This is a genomic window from Cupriavidus oxalaticus, from assembly GCF_004768545.1.
GTDB lineage: Bacteria > Pseudomonadota > Gammaproteobacteria > Burkholderiales > Burkholderiaceae > Cupriavidus > Cupriavidus oxalaticus_A.
Genome location: NZ_CP038635.1, coordinates 402,290 through 424,344, shown reverse-complemented (window position 1 = coordinate 424,344; position 22,055 = coordinate 402,290). Strand labels below are relative to the sequence as shown.

The following is a 22,055-nucleotide window of genomic DNA, read 5'->3' as shown; positions in this document are numbered from 1 at the left end:
GACGCAACCCGGCGCCGAGAACATCACGCAAAATAAGACTTCTAAGGCGCTTTTATCAGAAGAATGACTTGAAAGTTTGCGCAATGTTCTGCCAAAAACTGTCTGGAATCCATAGCAGGCTGGCAGTCATGAACAGGTAGCGCAGGAACTTGCCGACCGCCATCCAGGCCAGGCTGGGCCAGAACGACAGTCGCAGCCACCCGGCCAATGTGCACAATGGATCACCAATGCCCGGCAGCCAGGAAAACAGCAGCGTCGGCGGCCCCAGCCTGCGCATCCAGCGAAAGTACTTGGCATCGAGCTTCGGCTTGGGCGGCTTGCGCGCATGCTCCCGGTGCTCCTCGTGTTCCAGCTCGTGCTCGCGGGCGCGCCGCCGCTTGTGATAGCGCACCAGCGCCAGCTTGGCGTAGTAACCCAGCCACCAGTCGATCGCGCCGCCCACGGTATTGCCGGCGGTGGCGACAATGACCGCCGGCCAGAACATCTCGGGATTGAGCTTGACGTAGCCGAACACGGCCGGCTCCGAGCCCAGCGGCAGCAGCGTGGCCGACACCAGGCTGACCACAAAGATCGCGGGCAGGCCTACCTTGGGCAAGGCGACGGTTTGAAACAGCCAGTCGAAGAAGGCTTCCATGTCGGGGCAGGCGGGGGGGCCGGGCCATTCTAGCAGCGGCCCAGTGGGGCGCCCCCTCCCCCGGATGGGGCGCGGGCAAACCTCATGGCACCTGCCAGGGATTTGTGTTTAACTGTTAGAGCCTGTCGCGGCCAAACGTTCGCCGGCCGTGCCAATGCGCCGGCCGCAGCGTTCGCTGGCGCACCTGGAGCAGTTGCAGCGGCAGCACCAATATCACGAATTAGCCGTCCTATAGCCGTCTTAAGCGGCAGTACCGCGTCGTGGCCAGTCCCGCGCAGTTGCTTTCGGGATCTGGGAATTGGTCATGCGCGTCCACCCCACATGGAGACAAGCATGGCGATTCCGATCCGCCTGACGGTCAACGGCAAGCCCGTTGACGCGCAGGTAGAACCCAATACCCTTCTGGTCCAGTTCCTGCGCGAACAGCTGCGCCTGACCGGCACCCACGTCGGCTGCGACACCGCGCAGTGCGGCGCCTGCACGGTCCACCTGGACGGCCGGGCGGTCAAGTCGTGCAACATCCTGGCGCTGCAGGCGGACGGCGCCACCGTGACCACCATCGAAGGGCTGGCTGGCGACAGTGCCGGCAACGGCCTGCATCCGATGCAGGAAGCGTTCCGCGAATGCCACGGACTGCAATGCGGCTTCTGCACGCCGGGCATGGTGATGAGCGCGACCGCGCTGGTCCAGCAGCATCCCGACGCCGACGCCGCCACCATCCGCGCCCAACTCGAGGGCAACCTGTGCCGCTGCACGGGCTACCACAACATCGTGCGTGCGGTGCAGCAGGGCCAGGCGGCCATGCAGGGCACGGCGGCCAGCGCCGCCAGCGCCGCCAGCGCCGAATAAGGGGGACCCGCCATGAACGCACCCGATAACCAGCGCCTGGTGGGCGCTTCCGTCAAGCGCAAGGAAGATTACCGCTACCTGACCGGCAACGGCCAGTACACCGACGACATCGTGCTGCCGCAGCAGAGCTACGCGTATTTCCTGCGCTCGCCGTATGCGCACGCGCGCATACGTTCGATCGACAAGACCGGGGCGCTGGCCGCGCCCGGCGTGATCGCCGTGCTGACCGGCGACGACCTCGCCGCCGACAAGGTGGGCGGCCTGCCCTGCGGCTGGCTGATCCACAGCATCGACGGCACGCCGATGAAAGAGCCGCCGCACCCGGTGATCGCACAGGGCAAGGTGCGCCACGTGGGCGACCAGGTGGCGCTCGTGATCGCCGAGACGCTGCAGCAGGCGCGCGACGCCGCCGAGAAGATCGACGTCGACTACGAAGAACTGCCCGCAGTGGTCCGCGCCGCCGATGCCGCGTCGGCGTCGACGCTGGTACACGACGACGTGCCGGCCAACACCTGCTACACGTGGGGCCACGGCGACAAGGCCGCCACCGACGCCGCCTTCGCCAAAGCCGCGCACGTGACCACGCTGGAGATCGTCAACAACCGGCTGATCCCCAACGCGATCGAGCCGCGCGCGGTCAACGCCAGCTATACGCGCCAGGACGACAGCTACACCGTCTACGTCGCCAACCAGAACCCGCACGTCGAACGCCTGCTGATGGGCGCGTTCGTGCTGGGATTGCCGGAATCGCGGCTGCGCATCATCGCGCCCGACGTGGGCGGCGGCTTCGGCTCCAAGATCTTCCTGTATCCGGAAGACGTGGCGCTGACGTGGGCCTCGAAGAAGGTCGGCCGCCCCGTCAAGTGGACCGCGGACCGTTCCGAGTCCTTCCTGACCGACGCGCACGGCCGCGACCACGTGACCAAGGCCGAGCTGGCGCTCGATGCCGACGGCAAGTTCCTGGCGATGCGCGTGCATACGGTCGCCAACATGGGCGCGTACCTGTCGACCTTTGCCAGCAGCGTGCCGACCATCCTGTATGCGACGCTGCTGGCCGGCCAGTACTCCACGCCGGCGATCTATGCGGAGGTCAAGGCGGTGTTCACCAACACCGCGCCAGTCGATGCCTACCGCGGCGCCGGGCGGCCCGAAGCGACCTTCGTGGTCGAGAGGCTGGTCGAGACCGCCGCGCACGAGCTGAAGACCGATCCGGCCGAGCTGCGCCGCAAGAACTTCATCCGGCAGTTTCCGTATGCCACCCCGGTGGGGCTGACCTACGACACCGGCGACTACGAGCCCTGCCTGGCGCGTGCGCAGGAACTGGCCGACGTCAAGGGCTTCCCGGCTCGGCGCGATGAAGCGAAGCAGCGCGGCAAGCTGCGTGGCCTGGGCTATTCCTGCTACATCGAAGCGTGCGGCCTCGCACCTTCCAACATCGCCGGCGCGCTTGGCGCGCGCGCGGGCCTGTTCGAAGTCGGCGAGATCCGCGTGCACCCGACCGGCACGGTGACGGTCTTCACCGGCTCGCACAGCCACGGCCAGGGGCACGAGACCACCTTCGCGCAAGTGGTGGCCGACCGCCTCGGGCTGCAGCTCGACCAGGTCGAGATCGTGCACGGCGATACCGGGCGCGTGCCGTTCGGCATGGGCACCTACGGCTCGCGCTCGCTGGCGGTGGGCGGCTCGGCCATCGTCAAGGCGCTCGACAAGATCGAGGCCAAGGCCAAGAAGATCGCCGCGCACCTGCTGGAGGCGTCGGACAACGACATCGAGTTCAGCAATGGCGTGTTCCGCGTGGCGGGTACAGACCGGACCAAGACCTTCGGCGAGGTCGCGCTGAGCGCCTACGTGCCGCACAACTACCCGCTCGACAAGCTGGAGCCGGGCCTGAACGAAAACGCGTTCTACGACCCGACCAACTTCACCTACCCGTCTGGCGCCTATGTGTGCGAGGTCGAAGTCGATCCCGACACGGGCGAGTCGCAGGTGGTCAAGTTCACCGCGGTGGACGACTTCGGCAACATCATTAACCCGATGATCGTCGAAGGCCAGGTGCATGGCGGCATCGGCCAAGGGCTGGGCCAGGCCATGCTGGAGCAGTGCGTCTACGACGAAGACAGCGGCCAGCTGCTGACCGGCTCGTACATGGACTACGCCATGCCGCGCGCCGGCGACCTGCCCGATTTCACCGTCGAGACCGCCAGCGGCACGCCCTGCACGCACAACCCGCTGGGCGTGAAGGGCTGCGGCGAGGCCGGCGCGATCGGCTCGCCGCCGGCGTTTATCAACGCGCTGGTCGATGCGCTGTCGCCGCTGGGCGTGAAGGATGTGCAGATGCCGGCCACGCCGCATCGCGTATGGCAGGCGATCCAGGCCGCGCGGCCTCAGCCCTGATCCATCCACACCGCAAAGGAAACCGACATGTACGCATTCAACTTTGAACGCGCCGCGGATGCCAAGGCGGCGGTGGCCAAGGTCAAGGCCGATTCCGACGCCAAGTTCCTCGGCGGCGGCCAGAGCCTGCTGGCGGCGATGAAGCTGCGGCTGGCATCGCCTTCCACACTGGTCGACGTAACGCGCATTCCCGGCATGGCCGGGATCCGCGTCGACGGCAACGAGATCGTCATCGGCGCCGCTGCGCGCCATGCCGACGTGGCCGAGAACGCCAAGGTGCGCGAGCGCATCCCGGCGCTGGCGGCGCTGGCCGGCGGCATCGGTGACCGGCAGGTGCGCGCGATGGGAACCATCGGCGGCGCGCTGGCGAACGATGATCCGGCTGCGTGCTATCCCGCGGCAGTGCTGGGGCTGGGCGCCACCGTGGTCACCGACCGGCGCAGCATCGCGGCGGATGACTTTTTCAAGGGGCTGTATGAGACCGCGCTGGAGCCGGACGAACTGATCACCGCGGCGCGCTTCCCGATTCCGGATCAGGCGGCATATGTAAAGTTCCGCAATCCGGCATCGCGCTTTGCGCTGGTGGGGGTGATGGTGGCGCGCTCCGGGAATACGGTGCGCGTGGCGGTCACCGGAGCTGCCGACAGCGTGTTCCGGTGCCAGCCGCTGGAACAGGCATTGTCGGCCAGCTTCACCGCGCAGGCGGCGCGTGGGGTGAAGGTCGATGCGGGGACGCTGAATACTGACCTGCATGCGTCGGCGGAGTACCGGGCGCATCTGATTCCGGTGCTGGCGGCAAGGGCGGTGGAGGCGGCGGTGAAGGCGTAGAGTTTCTCCATTGACCGCATGTTGTCTCCCCTCTCCCGCGCGCGGGAGAGGGGTCGGGGGAGAGAGCCGGCGCTTGAATCAGGCGTTGTCGCGGGCGAACCTCCCGCCCTCACCCCCGCCTCTCTCCCACAAGTTGGAGAGAGGAGCAAACCACCGGCGTGCGAGGCACGTCGGCAATATAGATCGCCCCATGCTCCCCACCTCCATCGACGACACCCTCGCCAGACTCGAACACCAGCAATATTTCGCCGACCGCGAAACCGCCACGGTGCTTTACCTCGCCCTGCGCATGCAGCGCCCGCTGTTCCTCGAAGGCGAGCCCGGCGTCGGCAAGACCGCACTGGCGCAAGCCATGGCGGGCGTCCTCGGCACCCGTCTGCTGCGTCTGCAGTGCTATGAGGGACTCGACGCCGCCAGCGCGCTGTACGAATGGGACTACCCGCGCCAGATCATGGCGCTGCGCCTGGCCGAAGCCCGCGGCGAGCGGCCCGAGGCGCAATCGCTGTACCACGACGACTACCTGCTCAAGCGCCCGCTGCTGGAGTCTCTGCTGCCCGATCCCGCCGCACCGGGCTTGCCGCGCGTGCTGCTGATCGACGAGATCGACCGCGCCGACGAACCGTTCGAGGCCTTCCTGCTCGAGGTGCTGTCCGAATTCCAGGTTTCGATCCCCGAAATCGGCGTGATCCGCGCCGAGCGCCCGCCGCTGATCGTGATCACCTCCAACCGCACGCGCGAGGTCCACGACGCGCTCAAGCGCCGCTGCCTGTACCAATGGGTTGGCTATCCGGACCGCGACCGTGAATTGCAGATCGTCGCCGCGCGCGCGCCCGAGGCCGCCGCCGCGCTGCAGGCGCAGGCGATCGACTTCGTGCACCGGCTGCGCGGCATCGACCTGTTCAAGGCGCCTGGCATCGCCGAGGCCATCGACTGGTGCCGCGCGCTGGCGGCGCTGGGCGTGACCGAGCTCGACCCGCAGTCGGTGCGCGACACGCTGGGCGTGCTGCTCAAGTACCAGGACGACCTGGCGCGCGTCGACGGCCCCACCGTGGCAGAACTGCTGGCGGGCGCCGCGCCCGGAGGCTAAGCCGTGCCCATGCTGCACGCCGCGGCGCGCAGCGGCGGTCCGCATGCAGGACTGCCGGTGCTGGCGCGCAACGTCACCCACTTCATGCGCCTGCTGCGCGACGGCGGCTTTGCCCTGTCGCCGGCGCACGCGGTCGATGCACTGGCCGCGCTGCGCCTGCTCGACATCGGCCGGCGCGACGACGTGCGCGCCGCGCTCGCGGCACTGGTGCTATCCGGCCCCGACCAGCGGCCACTTTTTGACGCCGCCTTCGACCTGTTCTGGCGCGACCCCGACTGGGAAGGCAAGCTGCGCGCGCTGCTGCTGCCGCGTGTCGACGCGGGCGCGCCGCCGCCCAGGCGCAGCAACCGCCTTGCCGATGCGCTGGCCGCGCGCCAGCCGGAAATGCCGTCGCGCCCGGCGCAGACCGAGGCGGAACGCATCCACGTGCCGCTGACCTTCTCCGACCAGGAACGCCTGGCGCAGCGCGACTTCGAAACCCTGACCGCGCAGGAATGGCGTGCCCTGCAGCATCTGGTGCGCACCCGCCGCACCCACCTTGCGCTGCAGCGCACGCGCCGGCTGCGCGCCGCCACCTGCGGCACGCACGCCGACCTGCGCGCCAGCGCGCGCCTGGCGGTGCGCCAGCACGGCGAATGGCTGCGCTGGAAATTCCGCAAGCACGCCGAGCGCAAGCCGCCGTTGGTGCTGCTGCTAGACATCTCGGGCTCGATGAGCCAGTACTCGCGCGCGGTGCTGTACTTCTGCCATGCGCTGATTCAGTCACGCGAGCGGCTGTCGGTGTTCCTGTTCGGCACGCGGCTGACCAACATCACCCGCTCGCTGCGCGAACGCGACCCAGACGAAGCCGTCGCCATGATCACAGGCCAGGTGCGCGACTGGGCCGGCGGCACCCGCATCGGTGCCGCGCTGGCGAGCTTCAACCGCCACTGGGCGCGCCGCACGCTGTCCGGCCGCGCCACGGTGCTGCTGGTCACCGACGGGCTCGACCACGAGCATATCGACCTGCTCGGCGACGAAATGGCTCGCTTGCGCCGCTTTGCGCACCGCATCGTCTGGCTCAACCCGCTGCTGCGCTACCCTGGATTCACGCCGCAGGCGCGCGGCGTGCAGGCGATCCTGCCGCATGTCGACGCGCTGCGCCCCGCGCACAACCTGGATAGCTTGCTGGCGCTCGAATCCCTGCTGTCCGACCAGGGCGGCCCCACGCGGGCCAGCGCCCCCAACCCACCAAGAAAGGAAGCCCCGCCATGGAAATGAACCAGAGCCAGCGCCTGCCGATTCCCCAGCAGGTGGCATGGGAAGCGCTCAACGACACGGAGCTGCTCAAGCAATGCATCCCGGGATGTGAGAGTATCGAGCCCGACGGCGACAATGCCTACCTGGTGGCCATGACGGCCGCGGTGGGCCCGGTCAAGGCGCGCTTCAAGGGCCGCATGGCGCTGGAGGAAATCCAGGCTCCGGACAGCTACACCATCCGCTTCGACGGCCAGGGTGGCGCGGCCGGCTTCGGCAAGGGGACCGCCCGCGTGAAGCTGGAACCTGATGGCGACGAGACCGTGCTGACATACGCCGTCGACGCCCATGTGGGGGGCAAGATCGCACAGATCGGCTCGCGGCTGGTGGACGCCGCGGCACGCAAGCTGGCGGATACCTTCTTTGCGCGCTTCACCGAGGCGGTTACACCGGACACCACACAGGAAACGCCAGCGGCCGAGGGCGCCCCCGCCGCAGCCGCGGGCGAAAATGGACAGACAGAGGAACCGAAGCGGAAACGATCATGGACAGCGTGGATCTCGAAGTCCTGAAGAACAGCGTGCACTGGCAGCAACAGGGCCATCGCGTGCTGCTGGTCACGGTAGTGCGCACCTGGGGCTCGTCGCCCCGCCCCGAGGGCGCGATGCTGGCGGTGCGTGATGATGGCCTGGTGGTCGGCTCGGTCTCGGGCGGCTGCATCGAAGACGACATCATCGACCGCGTGCGCCGGCAAGGCATTACGTCAGACCACCCGGAAGCCATCAAGTACGGCATCAGCGCCGAGGAAGCCCACCGCTTCGGGCTGCCGTGCGGCGGCACCATCGAACTGGTCACCGAGCCGCTCAAGCCGGCCAGCGGCATTGCCGAATTGCTCGACGCCGTGGAAAACGGCCGGCTGGTCGCGCGCACGCTCGACATGGCTACGGGCGCGGCCACGCTGGGACCGGCCAGTGCCACCGACGGGCTGGTCTTCGACGGCAGGACGCTGCTGACCATCCACGGCCCGCGCTACCGCATGCTGGTAATCGGCGCGGGGCAGCTGTCGAAATACTTGTGCCAGATCGCCGTGGGGCTGGGCTTCCAGGTCACCGTGTGCGATCCGCGCGAGGAATACACGGAGACCTGGGATATCCCCGGCGTGACCATGGTCCGCACCATGCCGGACGACACGGTGATGGACATGAAACTGGACGAGCGCTGCGCGGTGATTGCGCTGACGCACGATCCCAAGCTGGATGACCTGGCGCTGATGGAAGCGCTGCGCACCAGGGCCTTCTATGTGGGAGCCCTGGGTTCGCGCCGCAACAACCAGGCGCGGCGCGAGCGGCTCAAGGAATTCGATCTGACCGAATTGCAGCTGGCGCGGCTGCATGGGCCGGTTGGCATCTACATTGGCAGCCGTACGCCGCCGGAAATCGCCATCTCGATCCTGGCGGAAGTGGTTGCAGCCAAGAACCATGTGTCGCTGCCGGACATCCTGCAGGTGGAAGGCGCCAAGGCCGCGCGCGAGATGGCTGCCGGCACCGGCAGCAGCTGCGATGTTTCTCCTGATCCGTCGACCTGACGCGTGATAACGGAGCGCCCGCCATGACTGCCGCCCCCAATGCTCCCTTGCTTCGCACCGACCTGCCTACCGGGATTTTGCTGGCCGCGGGTTTTGGCCGGCGCTTCGATGCTGCCGGCAAACGGAACAAGTTGCTGGAAGTATTGCCTGGTGGACGCACTGTCGCCTGGCGCAGTGCGCGTACGCTGGCCGCGGCGTTGCCGGATTCGATTGCGGTGATCCGGCCGGGTAATCCGGCGCTGGCGGAAGAGCTGAGGCGCGGCGGTTGCCGTGTGCTCGAATCGGCCGAGGCCGAGCAAGGCATGGGCGCAGCGCTGCGCGCGGCGGTGGCGGCTACGCCTGAGGCGCGGGGATGGGTGGTTGCGCTTGCCGATATGCCGTGGCTACCGATGGAACTGGTGCGGGCGGTGGCGTTGACGATTACCGCGCCGGAAATCATTGCTGCGCCGTGGCGGGATGGGAAGCGCGGGCATCCTGTCGGCTTTGGGGCTGCCTGGCGCGATGACTTGCTGAGGCTCGATGGGGATGAAGGGGCGCGGGCCTTTCTCAAGGATAAGCCGGTGACGAGGATATTGACGGAGGATGAGGGGGCGTTTCGGGATATTGATACGCCTGGGGATATGGAATGAGTTTACCCCCTGTTCCGCCCCAAAAGGGCGGAACAGGGCACATCAAATATCCACCAGATGCAGGCCGCAGCGGGCAACGTCAGGGGCTGTCAGCAAGAACCCTATCCCACCAACTCCCCACTCCTCACCGCCATAATAAAATCATTCCGATGCAACCCCTTGATCTTCTTGGTCCGCCAGGAAACCGTAGCATGCCCCCATCCAAAACTGATCTCCGGATGATGCCCCTGCTCTTCCGCCAGCTGCCCGACGCGATCAACAAACGCCAATGCCTCGGCAAAGTTGGCAAATGAAAATCGCCTCTCCAACCGAGTAGCCCCATCCACCAGATCCCATCCAGGCGCCTGCGGCAATAACGCCTCAGCCTCATCAGGCGTCAGCGGCGGGACGCCGCCACGACATGGCGTGCATGTTTGCGATGCCAGATCCTCACTCATAGCCCACTCCTAAACAGGCAGGCAGCTAAAACCTCAACCGCCCTCGGTCTCAGCCAGCGCGCGCAAGAATTCACTACTCCACCAGTGCACATCTTGCGCCCGAATCCGCTCCAGCAGCTTCTGGTGCCGCGACTGGCGCTCGGCCAGCGGCATGTGCAATGCCTGCTGGATCGCCTGCGCAGTCGCGCGGGTATCGTAGGGATTCACCAGCAGCGCCTCCTTCAATTGCTCCGCCGCGCCGGCAAATCGCGACAACACCAGCACCCCCGGATCCTCCGGATCCTGCGCGGCAATGAATTCCTTGGCCACCAGGTTCATCCCGTCCCGCAGCGGCGTCACCAACGCCACGCGACTCGCGCGGCACAGCCCAGGCAGCCGCTTGCGCGCGGTAGTGCGATGGATATACCGCACCGGCATCCAGTCCAGTTCGCCGAACTCGCCATTGATCGCGCCAGTCAACTGCTCCATCGCGCTGCGCAGGTCCACATAGGCATCGACCGACTCGCGCGACGGCGCGGCGATCTGCACCAGTGTGGCGCTCATCCGGTTTTCCGGATATTCCGCCAGCAGCCGGTAGAACGCTTTCAGCCGCTGCGGCAGTCCCTTTGAGTAATCGAGCCGGTCGATGCCGAGCAGCAGCCGCCGGCGCGCGTACTGGGCGCACATCATCTCGTAGGTTTCCTGCGCCTCCTCGCCGCGGCCGAGTGTGATGAACTCATCCACGTCGATCCCGATCGGGAACGCCTGCGCCCGCACCGTGCGATGGAAGGCCCGGTAGCGGTGCTCGCCCATCGGCTCGGCCTGCGCCTCGGCCTGCACGTAGCGCGAGAAGTGCTCCACGTCGGCGTGGCTCTGGAAGCCGAGCAGGTCGTACGCGAACAGCGCGCGCATCAGCCACTCATGCTGCGGGATGGCCGCCAGGATCAGCGGCGGCGGCAGCGGCACGTGCAGGAAGAAGCCGATCTTCTGGCCGCAGCCGATCGCGCGCAACTCGGACGCCAGCGGGATCAGGTGGTAGTCGTGGATCCAGATGACGTCGTCGGGCTTGAGCAGCGGCGCCAGCTTGCGCGCGAACAGCTGGTTCACCCGGCGGTAGCCGTTGAGGAAGTTGGAATCGAAGTCGGCGAGGTCGAGCCGGTAGTGGAACACCGGCCACAGCACGCCATTGCTGTAGCCCAGGTAATACGCGTCGTGGTCTTCGCGGCTCAGGTCCACCGTGGCCAGCGTCACGTTGCCGGCCTGCTGCAGGTGCAGTTCGCCTTCACCGGGGGTGCCGCCCTGCGCTGCTTCCAGCGCCTTGCCGCTCCAGCCAAACCACATCCCGCCAGTCTGGCGCAAGGCTTCGGAAAGCGCCACGGCAAGGCCGCCGGCGGCCACGTTGCGCGGATCTGCGACACGGTTGGATACCGCTACAAGTCTCGGCATATGTTGTTTTCTGGATTCCTTTGTTCTTGCCGTGCGAGATGCCGGGAACGCGGGTGCGAGGTCAGATCACCGTGTCCCACGGCGCCGACAGCCGCATCGCGCCATTGATCAGCCCGACCATCGAGTAGGTCTGCGGGAAATTGCCCCACATCTCGCCGGTCACGGGATGGGTGTCCTCGGAGAGCAGGCCGAGCGGGTTGCGCGCGGCGAGCATCGCCTCGAAGATCTCGCGCGCCTCGTCGCGCCGGCCGATGCGCGCCAGCGCGTCGATGCGCCAGAAGGTGCAGATATTGAACGCGGTCTCGGGCTTGCCGAAATCGTCGGGGGCCTCGTAGCGGCGCATATACGGCCCGTCGCACAGCGAAGTCTCCAGCGCCTTCACCGTGGCGATAAAGCGCGGGTCGCGCGGATCGATGAAGTTGACCTCGGCCATCAGCAGCACGCTGGCGTCGAGCTCGCGCCCGCCGAAGCTTTCGGCAAAGGCCTGGCGCGATTCGCTCCAGGCCTCGGCCAGGATCTGTTCCTTCATGCGGTTGGCATGGTCGTGCCAGTACGCCGCGCGTGTCGTGATCTGCAGCTTTTCCGCGACCTTGGCCAGCCGGTCGCATGCAGCCCAGCTCATCAGCGCCGACGAGGTATGCACGCGGGCACGCGTGCGCAGTTCCCACATGCCGGCGTCGGGGGTGCCAAAGACTTTCACCGCCTGCTCGCCCACCTCTTCCAGCCGGCGGAACTCGGCCGGGCCGCCGCGGTGCAGCAGCCGGTGGTCATGGAAGGCCTGCGCCGCGCCCAGCACCACGTTGCCATAGACGTCATGCTGGAAGTGTTCCTGCGCCTGGTTGCCCACGCGCACCGGCCCCATGCCGCGGTAGCCGGGCAGGTGGTCGAGCATGCTTTCGGGCAGCTCGCGTTCCAGGCCGATGCCGTACAGCGGCTGGATATGTCCGTCCTGCGACTGCATCACCACGTTGGAGAGCCAGCGCAGGTAGTCCTCCATGGTGCCGACCTCGGACAGGCTGTTGAGCGCGCGCACCACGAAAAACGCGTCGCGCAGCCAGCAGAAGCGGTAGTCCCAGTTGCGGCCGCTGCCCGGCGCCTCGGGGATGCTGGTGGTCATTGCCGCGACAATGGCGCCGGTCTCTTCGTACAGCGACATCTTCAGCGTGATGGCGGCACGGATCACCGCGTCCTGCCATTCGCGCGGCACCGCCAGCCGGCGGCTCCACAGGCGCCAGTAGGCGGTGGTTTCCTGCTCGAAGTCGCGCGCGATCTCTTCCACGCCATGCGCCAGGGTCTCGTCGGGGCCCAGGATAAAGTTGTGCCCGCGCGTGACCAGGAACGGCGTGTGCGACAGCACGTAGGCCAGCGGCGCATCGGTAGTCATGCGCAGCGTCATCGATTCGCCGATGTAGCGCACGTGGCTGCTGCCGCGCGAGATCTCCGGCGCCTTGCGGCCCCATTCGAAGCGCGGCGCCACCACCACCCGCACGCGCGGCGCGCCGCGCACGGGACGGATGCGCCGGATCAGCGTGGTCGGCCGGAAATAGCGGCCCAGCCGGAAGAAGCGCGGCGCGAAGTCGGTGATCTCAAGGCAGTTGCCGTGCGTGTCGCTCAGCCGCGTGCGCAGCACCGCGGTGTTGGGTTCGTACCACTGGCTGGCGCTGTGGAAGTCCTCGATCTCGATCGAGAAATGGCCGGCGTTCTCGCTCGGGTCAAGCAGTGCGTTGAAGACGGGATCGCCGTCAAAGCGCGGCAGGCACGACCAGACGATGCGCCCGCGGCAATCCACCAGCGCGGAGATTGCGCAGTTGCCGATCATGCCCAGCGAGAGCGAGCCCTCGGCATGCCGGCAGTTGCCGTCCACGGTCTTGTTCACGCCTTCGCTCGGCGGCTTTCCCAGCTCGCTGGGGCTGCTCGTATTGGTCACAGCAATACCTCCCTCAGGATGCTGTCGGATAGGGGTTGTGGCGCGGTGCGCCTTCGCGGCCTGGCTCGGCCTCGTGCGGCACCGCGGCGGGCTGGCCGGCGGCGCGCGCGGATTGATCCAGCGCCCGCGCCGAGCGGTGCAGCCAGCAGCGCAGCGCAGCGGGCCCTTCCACGCAGACGCCGGCCACGGTCTCGCGCCGGCCCACCAGCACGCCCAGCCCGCCGAGCTTGCGCACGGCGGCAAAGCCGGGCTCGTCGGTCATGTCGTCGCCGGCAAACAGCGGCGTGCGGTCGCAGAACGGCGCCGACTTCATGAAGGCGGCGATGGCATCGCCCTTGTCGACGCCGGCGGGCTTGATCTCGACCACCATCTTGCCGGGCAGCGCTTCCAGCCCGACCGCGTGGCGCAATACGTCAGTGACCGCGGCATCGACGAGGCCGGCCAGCTCGGGTGCCTGGCGGTAGTGGATGGCAACGGCGACGGACTTGCGCTCCAGCCGCAACGCCGGGTAGGCGTGCACGAGCGCTTCAAGGTGTGGGATCAACGGCTCGAGGGCCGGCGCGGGTGTCTGGGACACCATGCCGCCGTCGGTGCGGAATTCCGCCCCGTGGATGCCGGCCGCCGGCAACTGCAATGGCTGCAGGAAATGGTCCAGCTCGACGATGGGCCTGCCGGAGATGACGGCGAGCGCGCCGTCCAGCCGCTGGTAGAGCGTACGCAGCGTGCCGACCAGTTCAGGTTCCACCTGCACCAGTTCGGGCCGCGGCGCGAGGTCGGCCAGCGTGCCGTCGAAGTCGAGAAACAGCGCGGTATTGGGTTCGATAAGCGGTAGCTGAGGCATCGCGTTACACCGTAACACGTCGTTTTGACCGGCGTCCACCGGGCGCAGTCCTACATGGCGGGAGCGCAATCGTCAGCCGATGCAAGTCCGGGGCCAGCCCCGGCGCATCGTTCCGGGCCCCGCCGCCAGTGCCTTCCCCACCACTTCAAGGCACGGCCACATCCGTCCCGCGCTAACTTCCGCGGGCGACGGTTGGGCTGCCCCAGTGGGGTGCGCGGCGCCGCCATCCTTTATCATTGACGGTTTCCGCCAGAATTTCCGGTTTTTTTGCGCCGCCCCCGCGGCCCCTGCCCTGACACCATGACCCGCTCGTCCGCCGCCCGCCCCGACTACCTGAAGAAAATCCTGACCGCCAAGGTCTACGACGTGGCGCAGGAAACCGAACTGACCTATGCGCACCAGCTGTCGGCTCGCACCGGCAACTCGGTCTGGTTCAAGCGAGAAGACACCCAGCCGGTGTTCTCGTTCAAGCTGCGCGGCGCGTACAACAAGATGGCCTCGCTCACGGCGGAGGAACTCAAGCGCGGCGTGGTCGCGGCGTCGGCCGGCAACCACGCCCAGGGCGTGGCGCTGTCCGCGGCCCGGCTGCAGTGCAAGGCCATCATCGCCATGCCGGTGACCACGCCGCAGGTAAAGATCGACGCGGTGCGCGAGCGCGGCGGCCAGTGGGTCCAGGTCGAGCTGCACGGCGAGTCCTACAGCGATGCCTACCACCACGCCGCCGAGCTGGAGAAGAAGCACAAGCTGACCTTCATCCACCCGTTCGACGATCCCGAAGTGATCGCGGGCCAGGGCACCATCGCCATGGAAATCCTGCGCCAGCACCCGGGCCCGATCCATGCGGTGTTCGTCGCCATCGGCGGCGGCGGGCTGATCTCCGGCGTCGCCGCCTACATCAAGGCAGTGCGTCCGGAGATCAAGGTGATCGGCGTGCAAACCGTGGACTCGGATGCGATGAAGCGCTCGGTCGATGCCGGCAAGCGCATCGAGCTGAAGGAAGTGGGCCTGTTCTCGGACGGCACCGCGGTCAAGCTGGTCGGCAAGGAAACCTTCCGCATCACGCGCGAGCTGGTCGACGACATCATCCTGGTCGACACCGATGCCATCTGCGCAGGCGTGAAGGACGTGTTCCAGGACACCCGCAGCATCCTGGAGCCGGCCGGCGCGCTGGCGGTGGCGGGCCTGAAGGCGTATGCCGAGCGCGAGAAGCTCAAGGGCCAGCACCTGGTCGCGATCGCCTGCGGCGCCAACATGAACTTTGACCGCCTGCGCTTTGTCGCCGAGCGCGCCGAGGTGGGCGAGGCGCGCGAAGGCGTGTTCGCCGTGACCATCCCCGAGGAGCGCGGCAGCTTCAAGCGCTTCTGCGAGCTGGTCGGCACGCGCAGCGTGACCGAGTTCAACTACCGCATCGCCGACACCAGCATGGCGCATATCTTCGTCGGCGTGCAGATCGCCAGCCGCGCCGAGAACGACAAGATCGCCGCCAGCTTCCGCAAGCATGGCTTCGACACGCTCGACCTGTCCAACGACGAACTGGCCAAGCAGCACATCCGCTACATGGTCGGCGGCCGCTCGGCGCTGGCGCATGACGAACTGCTGTACCGCTTCGAGTTCCCGGAGCGCCCGGGCGCGCTGATGAAGTTCCTGTCGAGCATGAGCCCGAACTGGAACATCAGCCTGTTCCACTACCGCAACCAGGGGGCGGACACCTCCAACATCCTGGTCGGCATCCAGGTGCCGAAGAACGAAAAGCGCGCCTTCCGCGCCTTCCTTTCGACGCTGGGCTACGTACACTGGGACGAAACCGACAACCCGGTGTACAAGCTGTTCCTGTCCTGATTGCTGTCCCGCTTCCTTCCGAGCGCCCCATGAGCCTCCCCGAACACTCGCCGCTGGGCAAGCCCTCGGCCTACAAGACCGAATACGACGCCTCGCTGCTGTTCCCGATCCCGCGCCAGCCCAAGCGCACCGAGATCGGCCTGCCCGAAGGCAAGCCGGTGCCGTTCTTCGGCGTCGACATCTGGAACGCGTACGAACTGTCGTGGCTGAACCTGAAGGGCAAGCCGCAGGTGGCGCTGGCCACCTTCATCATCCCGTCGGACACGCCCAACATCGTCGAGTCCAAGTCGTTCAAGCTGTACCTGAACTCGTTCAACCAGACCAGGATCGCTTCGCCGGAAGCGCTGCAGCAGCTGTTGCACCACGACCTGTCCGAAGCCACCGGCGGCACGGTGCAGGTGCGGCTGGTGACGGAGGCAGATCTTGGCAAGCAACAAATGGGCGAGCTCGACGGCCTGCTGCTGGACCGGCTCGACATCGAGGTCGACCGCTACGAGCCCGCGCCCGAACTGCTGTTCGCCAACCAGGAGGAAACGCCGGTGGAAGAAACGCTGGTGTCGCACCTGCTCAAGTCCAACTGCCTGGTCACCGGGCAGCCCGACTGGGGCAGCGTGCAGATCCGCTACGTCGGCGCGCCGATCAACCAGGAAGCGCTGCTCAAGTACCTGATCTCGTTCCGCAACCACAACGAGTTCCATGAGCAATGCGTCGAGCGGATCTTCATGGACGTGCTGCGGCAATGCAAGCCGGTGAAGCTGGCGGTGTATGCGCGCTACACGCGGCGCGGGGGGCTGGATATCAATCCGTTCCGGACCAACTTCAATACGGCCTGGCCGGACAACAAGCGCAACGCGCGGCAATAAGGCTGGACGGGGAGTCAGAACTCCCCGTGAAACCTCACCCCATAGAACTTCACCGGCCCGCGGTCCCGGTTGTAGCCGGGATTGCGCACGAACTGGAAGTCCGGGCTGATGCTCAGGTATTTCACCGGCTGGAAACTGTAGTAGATCTCCAGGATCTGCTCGGGGCCATAACGCAGCGCACCGTCACCAAGAAAGGCGCCCTGCCCGCCCGCGGCAAGATAGTTGCGATGCTGGCCGCCCAGCATATTGATCGCGACCGCCACGCCCAGCGCATCGCGGGCACGTCCCCATGCATCCCCCTTCATCACGCCGCCACCTGACACCTGCCTGCCGATCTCGGTAAAGGCATAGGTCTCGGTCTTGTCATCCGACAGGCTGGCGCGCGCAAACACTCCCAGCGAATCCGACACCTCCTGCAGCAGCGTCACGCCGACGCCCGTCTTGGCGTGCTCGCGCCGCACCTCGGCCAGGTCCGGCGTGGTGTTGTTGGCGATGCCGAACTGGATCGCATCGCTGAACGCGCCCATGCGCGCCTTGTTGCGGAACAGCAGCAGCCGCGCGGCGCCGGGCCGGCCCGCGAGCTGGTAGCGCTTCTCCAGCTCGATGATGTCGCCGTAGTGCTCGAACATGCGCGTATCGAGCTCCAGCCCGTTCGATTCCAGCGGCTGCAGGAAGCGCCCGATGCGCGCCGACCAGCCGTCGCCGATGTATTCCAGCGACACGCCCCAGGTATAGCCGCGCGCATCGGCCGGATAGTCGAACGCGCCATGCGTCATGAACGACCAGTTCATGAATTGCGTGCGCGGGTCCGAGCCGAACTCGTTCTGGTCGAACACGTCGAGCACGCCGAAGTTGCCCGCGGTCAGCACCACGCGCTGGCGGTCGACGGTGCGTGCGAACTGGTTGAAGTCGGCCTCCAGCGCCTCGCTGCCGCCGCCCATGCCCCAGGTCTGCCGCACGAAGGCGCGCGCGCGGTAGAAGACGGGGCTGGTGCTGGCCGCCTTGCCCAGTTCGCCGTTGGACAGCCCGCCCAGGCCGTGCAGGCCTGAGAACGGCACGCCTTGCGTGGCTTCCGGATTGAAGTGGAATTCCGCACCGCGCCACAGCTTCAGCCCGAGGTCGAGCGTCGCGCTGAAGGAGTAGCTCTTGGCGCGTTCGGTGCCAATGCTGTTCGGGCCCGAATAGGCGGCGTTGAACGCCGGCTTGCGCTGCCAGACGTAGGTGCTCTGGCCGTGGAAGGCGAACGGGCTATCGGCATCCGCGGCGGCGTCGGCGGCAGTTGCCTGCTGCGCCGTGGCCGCCGGCAGGCATGCGCAGCAGGCCAGCGCGGCAAGCGCGCGGCGGAATCTGCGTCGGGCGCGCGGGTACGCGGCGGCAAGTGGCGAAAACAGCATGAACAAAGAGGAGGCGAATGATGTGCCGGCGGCGGCGCGGCGCGGCGCGGCGCCGCGCACGCAGCATAGCCAAGCGCACATGACATGTCCACCGCGGAGCCAGGTGCGGTAATGCCGACGTTGTAACTGGGCTTGAATTAATTAATTCGAAAATTAATATTGTTTTCGACACGGTTCAACACACGCCCATGCCACGCAAACCAGCTACCCCGAATCCGCCCGATCGTCGCACACCCGGTCGCACACCCGGCCGCCCTGCCGCGGGTCAACCCGGCCAGCGCGAGCGCATTCTCGATGCCGCCACCGAACTGTTCTCGCGGCACGGCGTCGCCGGCACGCCGGTCAAGGCCATCGCCGTGAAGGCAGGCGTCACGCCCGCGCTGGTCCACTACTACTTCAGCGACCGCGAGCTGCTGCTCGATGCCGTGATCGAGGAGAAGGTACAGCCGCTGGTCGCACAGTTCTTCGCCACCGGCCCGGAAGTTTCGGAGCCGCTGGCGATGCTGGTCGGCATCGCCACCCGGCTGGTCCGCGCCGCGGCGGATACGCCCTGGTTTCCCGGACTATGGATTCGCGAGGTCGCCAGCGACGACGGCGCGCTGCGCGAACGCGTGCTGAAACGCTTCGCGCTGGAGCGCGGCAGCGCGCTGATGGCGCCGCTGGCCGCGGCGATCGCCAATGGGCAGCTCAACCGCGGGCTGGAGCCCGCGCTGGTGATGCCCTCGCTGGTGGGCCTGACGCTGCTGCCGCTGGCCACCACCCATATCTGGCGCCGGCTGCCGGGTGCCGAAGCGGTCGATACCGACGCGCTGGTGCGCCATGTCTCGGCGCTGCTCACGCACGGGCTGGCCCCCGCGCCGACTGACCGCGCCGGAACCTCGCCCCCACCCGCATCAAAAAAGAAGGGCCGTGCGCCCAGGCATTCCCCGGAGTCCGCTGCATGAACACCGTTGTTTCCCCCCTTCCCCTTCTGGCGCGCGCGCTCCCCATCGCCGCGCTGCTCGGCGCCGCGCTGCTTGCCGCCGGCTGCGGCAAGTCCGGCACCGACACCTGGCAAGGCTATATCGAAGGCGAGTTCGTCAGCGTCGCCTCGCCCTTCGCCGGCCGCCTCGACACGCTTTCCGTGCAGCGCGGCCAGCAGGTGGCGCAGGGCGCGGCGCTGTTCGCGCTCGAATCCGACGACGAACGCGCCGCGCGCCAGCAGGCCGAAGACCAGTTGCGCGCCGCCGAAGCGCAGCTGCAGGACATGAAGACCGGCAAGCGCCCGGTCGAAGTCGACGTGAGCCGCGCCCAGCTGGCGCAGGCGCAGGCCCAGGCGCAACGCAGCGCCGCCGCGCTGCGGCGCGACGAGCGCCAGTTCGAGATCGGCGGCATTGCGCAGGCGCAGCTCGACGAGTCGCGCGCCCAGGCGCGCAGCGATGCGGCGCGCGTGCGCGAGCTGCAGCGCGATATCGACGTGGCACGCTTGCCCGGACGCGACGCGCAACAGGCCGCACAGGCCGCGCAAGTGGCCGCGGCGCGCGCCGCGCTGGCGCAGGCGGACTGGAAGCTGTCGCGCAAGACCGTGGCCGCCACGCAGGCAGGGCTGGTCTACGATACGCCCTACCGCCTCGGCGAATGGGTGCCCGCCGGCAGCCCGGTGGTGCGCATGCTGCCGCCCGGCAACGTCAAGGTGCGTTTCTACGTACCCGAGGCCGTGGTCGGCGCGCTGCGCAACGGGCAGGCCGTGCAGGTGCGCTGCGATGGCTGCGCCGCGCCGGTGGCGGCCAGCATCACCTATGTCGCCAACGAAGCCGAATTCACGCCGCCGGTGATCTACAGCAACGAGACCCGCAACAAGCTGGTGTTCCTGGTGGAAGCACGCCCGTCCGCCGCCGATGCCATCAAGCTGCGGCCCGGCCAGCCCGTCGAGGTGGTGCGGCAATGAACACGGAAACCAGCCACGCTGACAACGGCCGCGCGCAGGAACTTGCCATCGACGTGCGCGGGCTGAACAAGCACTTCGGCGACAAGCACGTGGTCAACGACCTCAGCATGCAGGTCGCGCGCGGCGAGATCTTCGGCTTCCTCGGCCCCAACGGCAGCGGCAAGACTACCTCGATCCGCATGATGTGCGGCCTGCTGACGCCGGATTCGGGCGAAGGCACCTGCCTGGGTTTCGGCATCCTGACCGAATCCGACGAAATCAAGCGCCGAGTCGGCTACATGACGCAGAAGTTCTCGTACTGGGACGACCTGTCGATCCGCGAGAACCTGGACTTCGTCGCGCGCATGTATGGCATGCCGGACCGGCGTGATGCCGTCGACCGCGCGCTCGAAGACCTGGGCCTGGCGACGCGCTCGGCACAGCTGGCGGGATCCTTGTCGGGCGGCTGGAAGCAGCGGCTGGCGCTGGCGGCCTGTCTGCTGCACGAGCCGGAACTGCTGCTGCTCGACGAACCTACCGCCGGTGTCGACCCCAAGGCGCGGCGGGATTTCTGGGAGCATCTGCACCTGCTTGCCGCGCGCGGCATCTCGGTGCTGGTCAGCACGCACTACATGGACGAGGCCGAGCGCTGCCACAAGCTCGCCTATATCGCCTACGGCAAGCTGCTGGCGCAAGGCACCGCCGACGAAGTCGTGGCCAGCCAGCAACTGTCGACGTGGAGCGTGGAAGGCGACGACCTCGCCACGCTGTCGGAGCAATTGCAGGGCGCGCCGGGCGTGGAACAGACCGTGGCATTCGGCACCGCGCTGCACGTCACCGGGCGCGATGCGCAGGCGTTGGCGGGCACGCTGCAGCGCCTGGCCGGACCGGGACGGCGCGTGATACAGGCCCACACCAGCCTGGAAGACGTGTTCATCCACATGATGAGCCGGGCCGATGACAACATGGACACGCGCAAGGCGAAGGAGCCGACATGAACGCCGCCGCAATCCGGAACCCGCGCCAGCCTCGCGCCAACGGCACGCGCTTCTCGGTCCAGCGCTGGTGGAGCATCGTGCTGAAGGAATTCCTGCAGCTGCGCCGCGACCGCGTCACCTTCGGCATGATCGTCGGCCTGCCGATCATGCAGCTGCTGCTGTTCGGCTTTGCCATCAACACCGACCCGCGCCACCTGCCGACCGCGGTGATCGCTGCCGACCAGAGCGAATTCACCCGCACCTTCATTGCCAGCATGCAGAACTCCACCTATTTCAAGGTGGTGGCCACGCTGCCCGACGAGGCCGCCGGCAGAGAGGCGCTGATGAAGGGTGACGTGCAGTTCGTGCTCAGCATCCCGCCCGATTTCACGCGCAAGCTGCTGCGCGGCGAACGCCCCGCGCTGCTGGTGGAGGCCGACGCCACCGATCCCTCGGCCACCGGCCAGGCGATCGCCGCGCTGCCGCAGCTGCCATTCAGGGTCGGCACCCACGACCTGAAAGGCTCGCTGGCGCCGCTGGCGGGCGGCAAGGCGCCGTTCGACGTGCAGGTGCAGCGCCTGTACAACCCCGAGGGCCTGACCCAGTACAACATCATCCCCGGCCTGATGGGCGTGATCCTGTCGATGACCATGGTGATGATGACCGGGCTGGCGATGACGCGCGAACGCGAGCGCGGCACCATGGAAAACCTGCTGGCCATGCCGGTGCAGCCGCTCGAGGTGATGACCGGCAAGATCGTGCCGTACATTTTCATCGGGCTGATCCAGGTGACCATCGTGCTGCTGGCCGCGCGCTGGGTATTCAGCGTGCCTTTCGTCGGCTCGGTGACGGCGGTCTACCTCGCGGCGCTGCTGTTTATCGCGGCCAACCTGACGGTGGGCATCACCCTGTCGTCGCTGGCGCAGAACCAGCTGCAGGCGATGCAGCTGACCTTCTTCTACTTCCTGCCCAACATCCTGCTATCGGGCTTCATGTTCCCGTTTGCGGGCATGCCCGGCTGGGCGCAGGCGATCGGCAACATCCTGCCGATGACGTATTTCAACCGCATGGTGCGCGGCATCCTGCTCAAGGGCAGCGGCTGGGCCGAGCTATGGCCGCAGGTCTGGCCGATGGCGCTGTTCATCGTGGTGGTGATGACGATCGCGGTGCGCTTCTACCGCCGCACGCTGGACTGAAGGATTGC

General features: G+C 67.4%; 20 protein-coding genes. 14 read left to right on the top strand and 6 right to left on the bottom strand.

Going from position 1 to position 22,055, the window contains the following annotated elements:
- Nucleotides 1-55: 55 nt before the first annotated feature.
- Nucleotides 56-634 carry a YqaA family protein gene (locus tag E0W60_RS12785; protein ID WP_133093691.1) on the bottom strand — a complete coding sequence of 193 codons (579 nt, stop codon included), beginning with the start codon at nt 632-634 and terminating at the stop codon, nt 56-58.
- Between the two features lie 333 nt (nt 635-967).
- Here E0W60_RS12785 and E0W60_RS12780 point away from each other — a divergent pair, with 333 nt between their 5' ends.
- The 8 genes from E0W60_RS12780 (at nt 968) to E0W60_RS12745 (ending at nt 9,242) form a co-directional block, all read left to right on the top strand.
- Nucleotides 968-1,483 (top strand): (2Fe-2S)-binding protein, encoded by a 516-nt coding sequence (locus E0W60_RS12780; RefSeq protein ID WP_135704418.1) that lies wholly within the window; start codon nt 968-970, stop codon nt 1,481-1,483.
- A gap of 12 nt (nt 1,484-1,495) precedes the next feature.
- The gene (locus tag E0W60_RS12775; RefSeq protein WP_135704416.1) at nt 1,496-3,877 is read left to right on the top strand and encodes a xanthine dehydrogenase family protein molybdopterin-binding subunit; all 2,382 of its coding nucleotides are present in this window, start codon (nt 1,496-1,498) and stop codon (nt 3,875-3,877) included.
- 27 nt (nt 3,878-3,904) lie between these two features.
- On the top strand, nt 3,905-4,705 hold the full coding sequence (locus tag E0W60_RS12770; RefSeq protein ID WP_135704415.1) for an FAD binding domain-containing protein: 801 nt from the start codon (nt 3,905-3,907) through the stop codon (nt 4,703-4,705).
- 190 nt (nt 4,706-4,895) lie between these two features.
- Complete coding sequence (locus E0W60_RS12765) at nt 4,896-5,792, top strand: AAA family ATPase (RefSeq protein ID WP_133093687.1); 897 nt, start codon at nt 4,896-4,898, stop codon at nt 5,790-5,792.
- 9 nt (nt 5,793-5,801) lie between these two features.
- The gene (locus E0W60_RS12760) at nt 5,802-7,052 is read left to right on the top strand and encodes a vWA domain-containing protein (RefSeq protein WP_135706206.1); all 1,251 of its coding nucleotides are present in this window, start codon (nt 5,802-5,804) and stop codon (nt 7,050-7,052) included.
- On the top strand, nt 7,043-7,600 hold the full coding sequence (locus tag E0W60_RS12755; protein WP_133093686.1) for a CoxG family protein: 558 nt from the start codon (nt 7,043-7,045) through the stop codon (nt 7,598-7,600). Before E0W60_RS12760 ends, E0W60_RS12755 begins: the two co-directional genes overlap by 10 nt.
- Nucleotides 7,573-8,613, top strand: coding sequence for an XdhC family protein (locus E0W60_RS12750; protein ID WP_135704413.1), 1,041 nt, complete (start codon nt 7,573-7,575; stop codon nt 8,611-8,613). Before E0W60_RS12755 ends, E0W60_RS12750 begins: the two co-directional genes overlap by 28 nt.
- A 23-nt stretch (nt 8,614-8,636) precedes the next feature.
- Complete coding sequence (locus tag E0W60_RS12745; protein WP_133093684.1) at nt 8,637-9,242, top strand: nucleotidyltransferase family protein; 606 nt, start codon at nt 8,637-8,639, stop codon at nt 9,240-9,242.
- A gap of 101 nt (nt 9,243-9,343) precedes the next feature.
- Here E0W60_RS12745 and E0W60_RS12740 read toward each other — a convergent pair whose 3' ends face one another.
- From E0W60_RS12740 to otsB, 4 genes are all read right to left on the bottom strand, one after another.
- A complete protein-coding gene (locus E0W60_RS12740; protein WP_084254411.1) occupies nt 9,344-9,679 on the bottom strand; it encodes a 4a-hydroxytetrahydrobiopterin dehydratase in 336 nt (111 codons plus the stop codon).
- Nucleotides 9,680-9,712: 33 nt separating this feature from the next.
- A complete protein-coding gene (gene otsA, locus E0W60_RS12735) occupies nt 9,713-11,104 on the bottom strand; it encodes an alpha,alpha-trehalose-phosphate synthase (UDP-forming) (protein WP_135704411.1) in 1,392 nt (463 codons plus the stop codon).
- Nucleotides 11,105-11,165: 61 nt separating this feature from the next.
- Nucleotides 11,166-13,031 carry a glycoside hydrolase family 15 protein gene (locus E0W60_RS12730; RefSeq protein WP_135704409.1) on the bottom strand — a complete coding sequence of 622 codons (1,866 nt, stop codon included), beginning with the start codon at nt 13,029-13,031 and terminating at the stop codon, nt 11,166-11,168.
- Between the two features lie 13 nt (nt 13,032-13,044).
- Nucleotides 13,045-13,872: a trehalose-phosphatase gene (gene otsB / locus E0W60_RS12725; protein WP_135704407.1), complete on the bottom strand. Its 828-nt coding sequence runs from the start codon at nt 13,870-13,872 to the stop codon at nt 13,045-13,047.
- Nucleotides 13,873-14,172: 300 nt separating this feature from the next.
- Between otsB and ilvA the strand changes: the two genes are divergently transcribed.
- Together ilvA and queF are read left to right on the top strand one after the other, a co-directional pair.
- Entirely contained in the window at nt 14,173-15,711 is a 1,539-nt protein-coding gene (gene ilvA / locus E0W60_RS12720; RefSeq protein WP_135704405.1) for a threonine ammonia-lyase, biosynthetic, read from the top strand.
- A gap of 29 nt (nt 15,712-15,740) precedes the next feature.
- Complete coding sequence (queF, locus tag E0W60_RS12715) at nt 15,741-16,574, top strand: NADPH-dependent 7-cyano-7-deazaguanine reductase QueF (RefSeq protein ID WP_133093679.1); 834 nt, start codon at nt 15,741-15,743, stop codon at nt 16,572-16,574.
- A gap of 14 nt (nt 16,575-16,588) precedes the next feature.
- On the opposite strand, the gene E0W60_RS12710 is transcribed toward queF, so the two are convergent.
- Nucleotides 16,589-17,968, bottom strand: a complete 1,380-nt coding sequence (locus E0W60_RS12710) for a carbohydrate porin (RefSeq protein WP_135706205.1) — start codon at nt 17,966-17,968, stop codon at nt 16,589-16,591.
- Between the two features lie 188 nt (nt 17,969-18,156).
- Here E0W60_RS12710 and E0W60_RS12705 point away from each other — a divergent pair, with 188 nt between their 5' ends.
- The 4 genes from E0W60_RS12705 to E0W60_RS12690 are packed head-to-tail and all read left to right on the top strand — an operon-like array spanning nt 18,157 to nt 22,047.
- Nucleotides 18,157-18,912: a TetR/AcrR family transcriptional regulator gene (locus E0W60_RS12705; RefSeq protein ID WP_135704403.1), complete on the top strand. Its 756-nt coding sequence runs from the start codon at nt 18,157-18,159 to the stop codon at nt 18,910-18,912.
- Nucleotides 18,909-19,895, top strand: a complete 987-nt coding sequence (locus E0W60_RS12700; RefSeq protein ID WP_135704401.1) for an HlyD family secretion protein — start codon at nt 18,909-18,911, stop codon at nt 19,893-19,895. Before E0W60_RS12705 ends, E0W60_RS12700 begins: the two co-directional genes overlap by 4 nt.
- Entirely contained in the window at nt 19,892-20,872 is a 981-nt protein-coding gene (locus E0W60_RS12695) for an ABC transporter ATP-binding protein (RefSeq protein WP_135704399.1), read from the top strand. The genes E0W60_RS12700 and E0W60_RS12695 overlap by 4 nt, the downstream gene beginning before the upstream one ends.
- Entirely contained in the window at nt 20,869-22,047 is a 1,179-nt protein-coding gene (locus E0W60_RS12690; protein ID WP_133093674.1) for an ABC transporter permease, read from the top strand. The genes E0W60_RS12695 and E0W60_RS12690 overlap by 4 nt, the downstream gene beginning before the upstream one ends.
- The last annotated feature ends 8 nt before the right edge of the window (nt 22,048-22,055 follow it).

Bases quoted from the DNA above. Each gene is read 5' to 3' on its own strand.
- E0W60_RS12745 (WP_133093684.1), top strand. From the start codon at position 8,637: ATGACTGCCGCCCCCAATGCTCCCTTGCTTCGCACCGACCTGCCTACC.
- E0W60_RS12785 (WP_133093691.1), bottom strand. From the start codon at position 634: ATGGAAGCCTTCTTCGACTGGCTGTTTCAAACCGTCGCCTTGCCCAAG.
- E0W60_RS12740 (WP_084254411.1), bottom strand. From the start codon at position 9,679: ATGAGTGAGGATCTGGCATCGCAAACATGCACGCCATGTCGTGGCGGC.
- E0W60_RS12780 (WP_135704418.1), top strand. From the start codon at position 968: ATGGCGATTCCGATCCGCCTGACGGTCAACGGCAAGCCCGTTGACGCG.
- E0W60_RS12710 (WP_135706205.1), bottom strand. From the start codon at position 17,968: ATGCTGTTTTCGCCACTTGCCGCCGCGTACCCGCGCGCCCGACGCAGA.
- E0W60_RS12705 (WP_135704403.1), top strand. From the start codon at position 18,157: ATGCCACGCAAACCAGCTACCCCGAATCCGCCCGATCGTCGCACACCC.
- E0W60_RS12695 (WP_135704399.1), top strand. From the start codon at position 19,892: ATGAACACGGAAACCAGCCACGCTGACAACGGCCGCGCGCAGGAACTT.
- otsA (WP_135704411.1), bottom strand. From the start codon at position 11,104: ATGCCGAGACTTGTAGCGGTATCCAACCGTGTCGCAGATCCGCGCAAC.
- queF (WP_133093679.1), top strand. From the start codon at position 15,741: ATGAGCCTCCCCGAACACTCGCCGCTGGGCAAGCCCTCGGCCTACAAG.
- E0W60_RS12765 (WP_133093687.1), top strand. From the start codon at position 4,896: ATGCTCCCCACCTCCATCGACGACACCCTCGCCAGACTCGAACACCAG.
- E0W60_RS12770 (WP_135704415.1), top strand. From the start codon at position 3,905: ATGTACGCATTCAACTTTGAACGCGCCGCGGATGCCAAGGCGGCGGTG.
- E0W60_RS12755 (WP_133093686.1), top strand. From the start codon at position 7,043: ATGGAAATGAACCAGAGCCAGCGCCTGCCGATTCCCCAGCAGGTGGCA.
- ilvA (WP_135704405.1), top strand. From the start codon at position 14,173: ATGACCCGCTCGTCCGCCGCCCGCCCCGACTACCTGAAGAAAATCCTG.
- E0W60_RS12775 (WP_135704416.1), top strand. From the start codon at position 1,496: ATGAACGCACCCGATAACCAGCGCCTGGTGGGCGCTTCCGTCAAGCGC.
- otsB (WP_135704407.1), bottom strand. From the start codon at position 13,872: ATGCCTCAGCTACCGCTTATCGAACCCAATACCGCGCTGTTTCTCGAC.
- E0W60_RS12690 (WP_133093674.1), top strand. From the start codon at position 20,869: ATGAACGCCGCCGCAATCCGGAACCCGCGCCAGCCTCGCGCCAACGGC.
- E0W60_RS12760 (WP_135706206.1), top strand. From the start codon at position 5,802: ATGCTGCACGCCGCGGCGCGCAGCGGCGGTCCGCATGCAGGACTGCCG.
- E0W60_RS12750 (WP_135704413.1), top strand. From the start codon at position 7,573: ATGGACAGCGTGGATCTCGAAGTCCTGAAGAACAGCGTGCACTGGCAG.
- E0W60_RS12700 (WP_135704401.1), top strand. From the start codon at position 18,909: ATGAACACCGTTGTTTCCCCCCTTCCCCTTCTGGCGCGCGCGCTCCCC.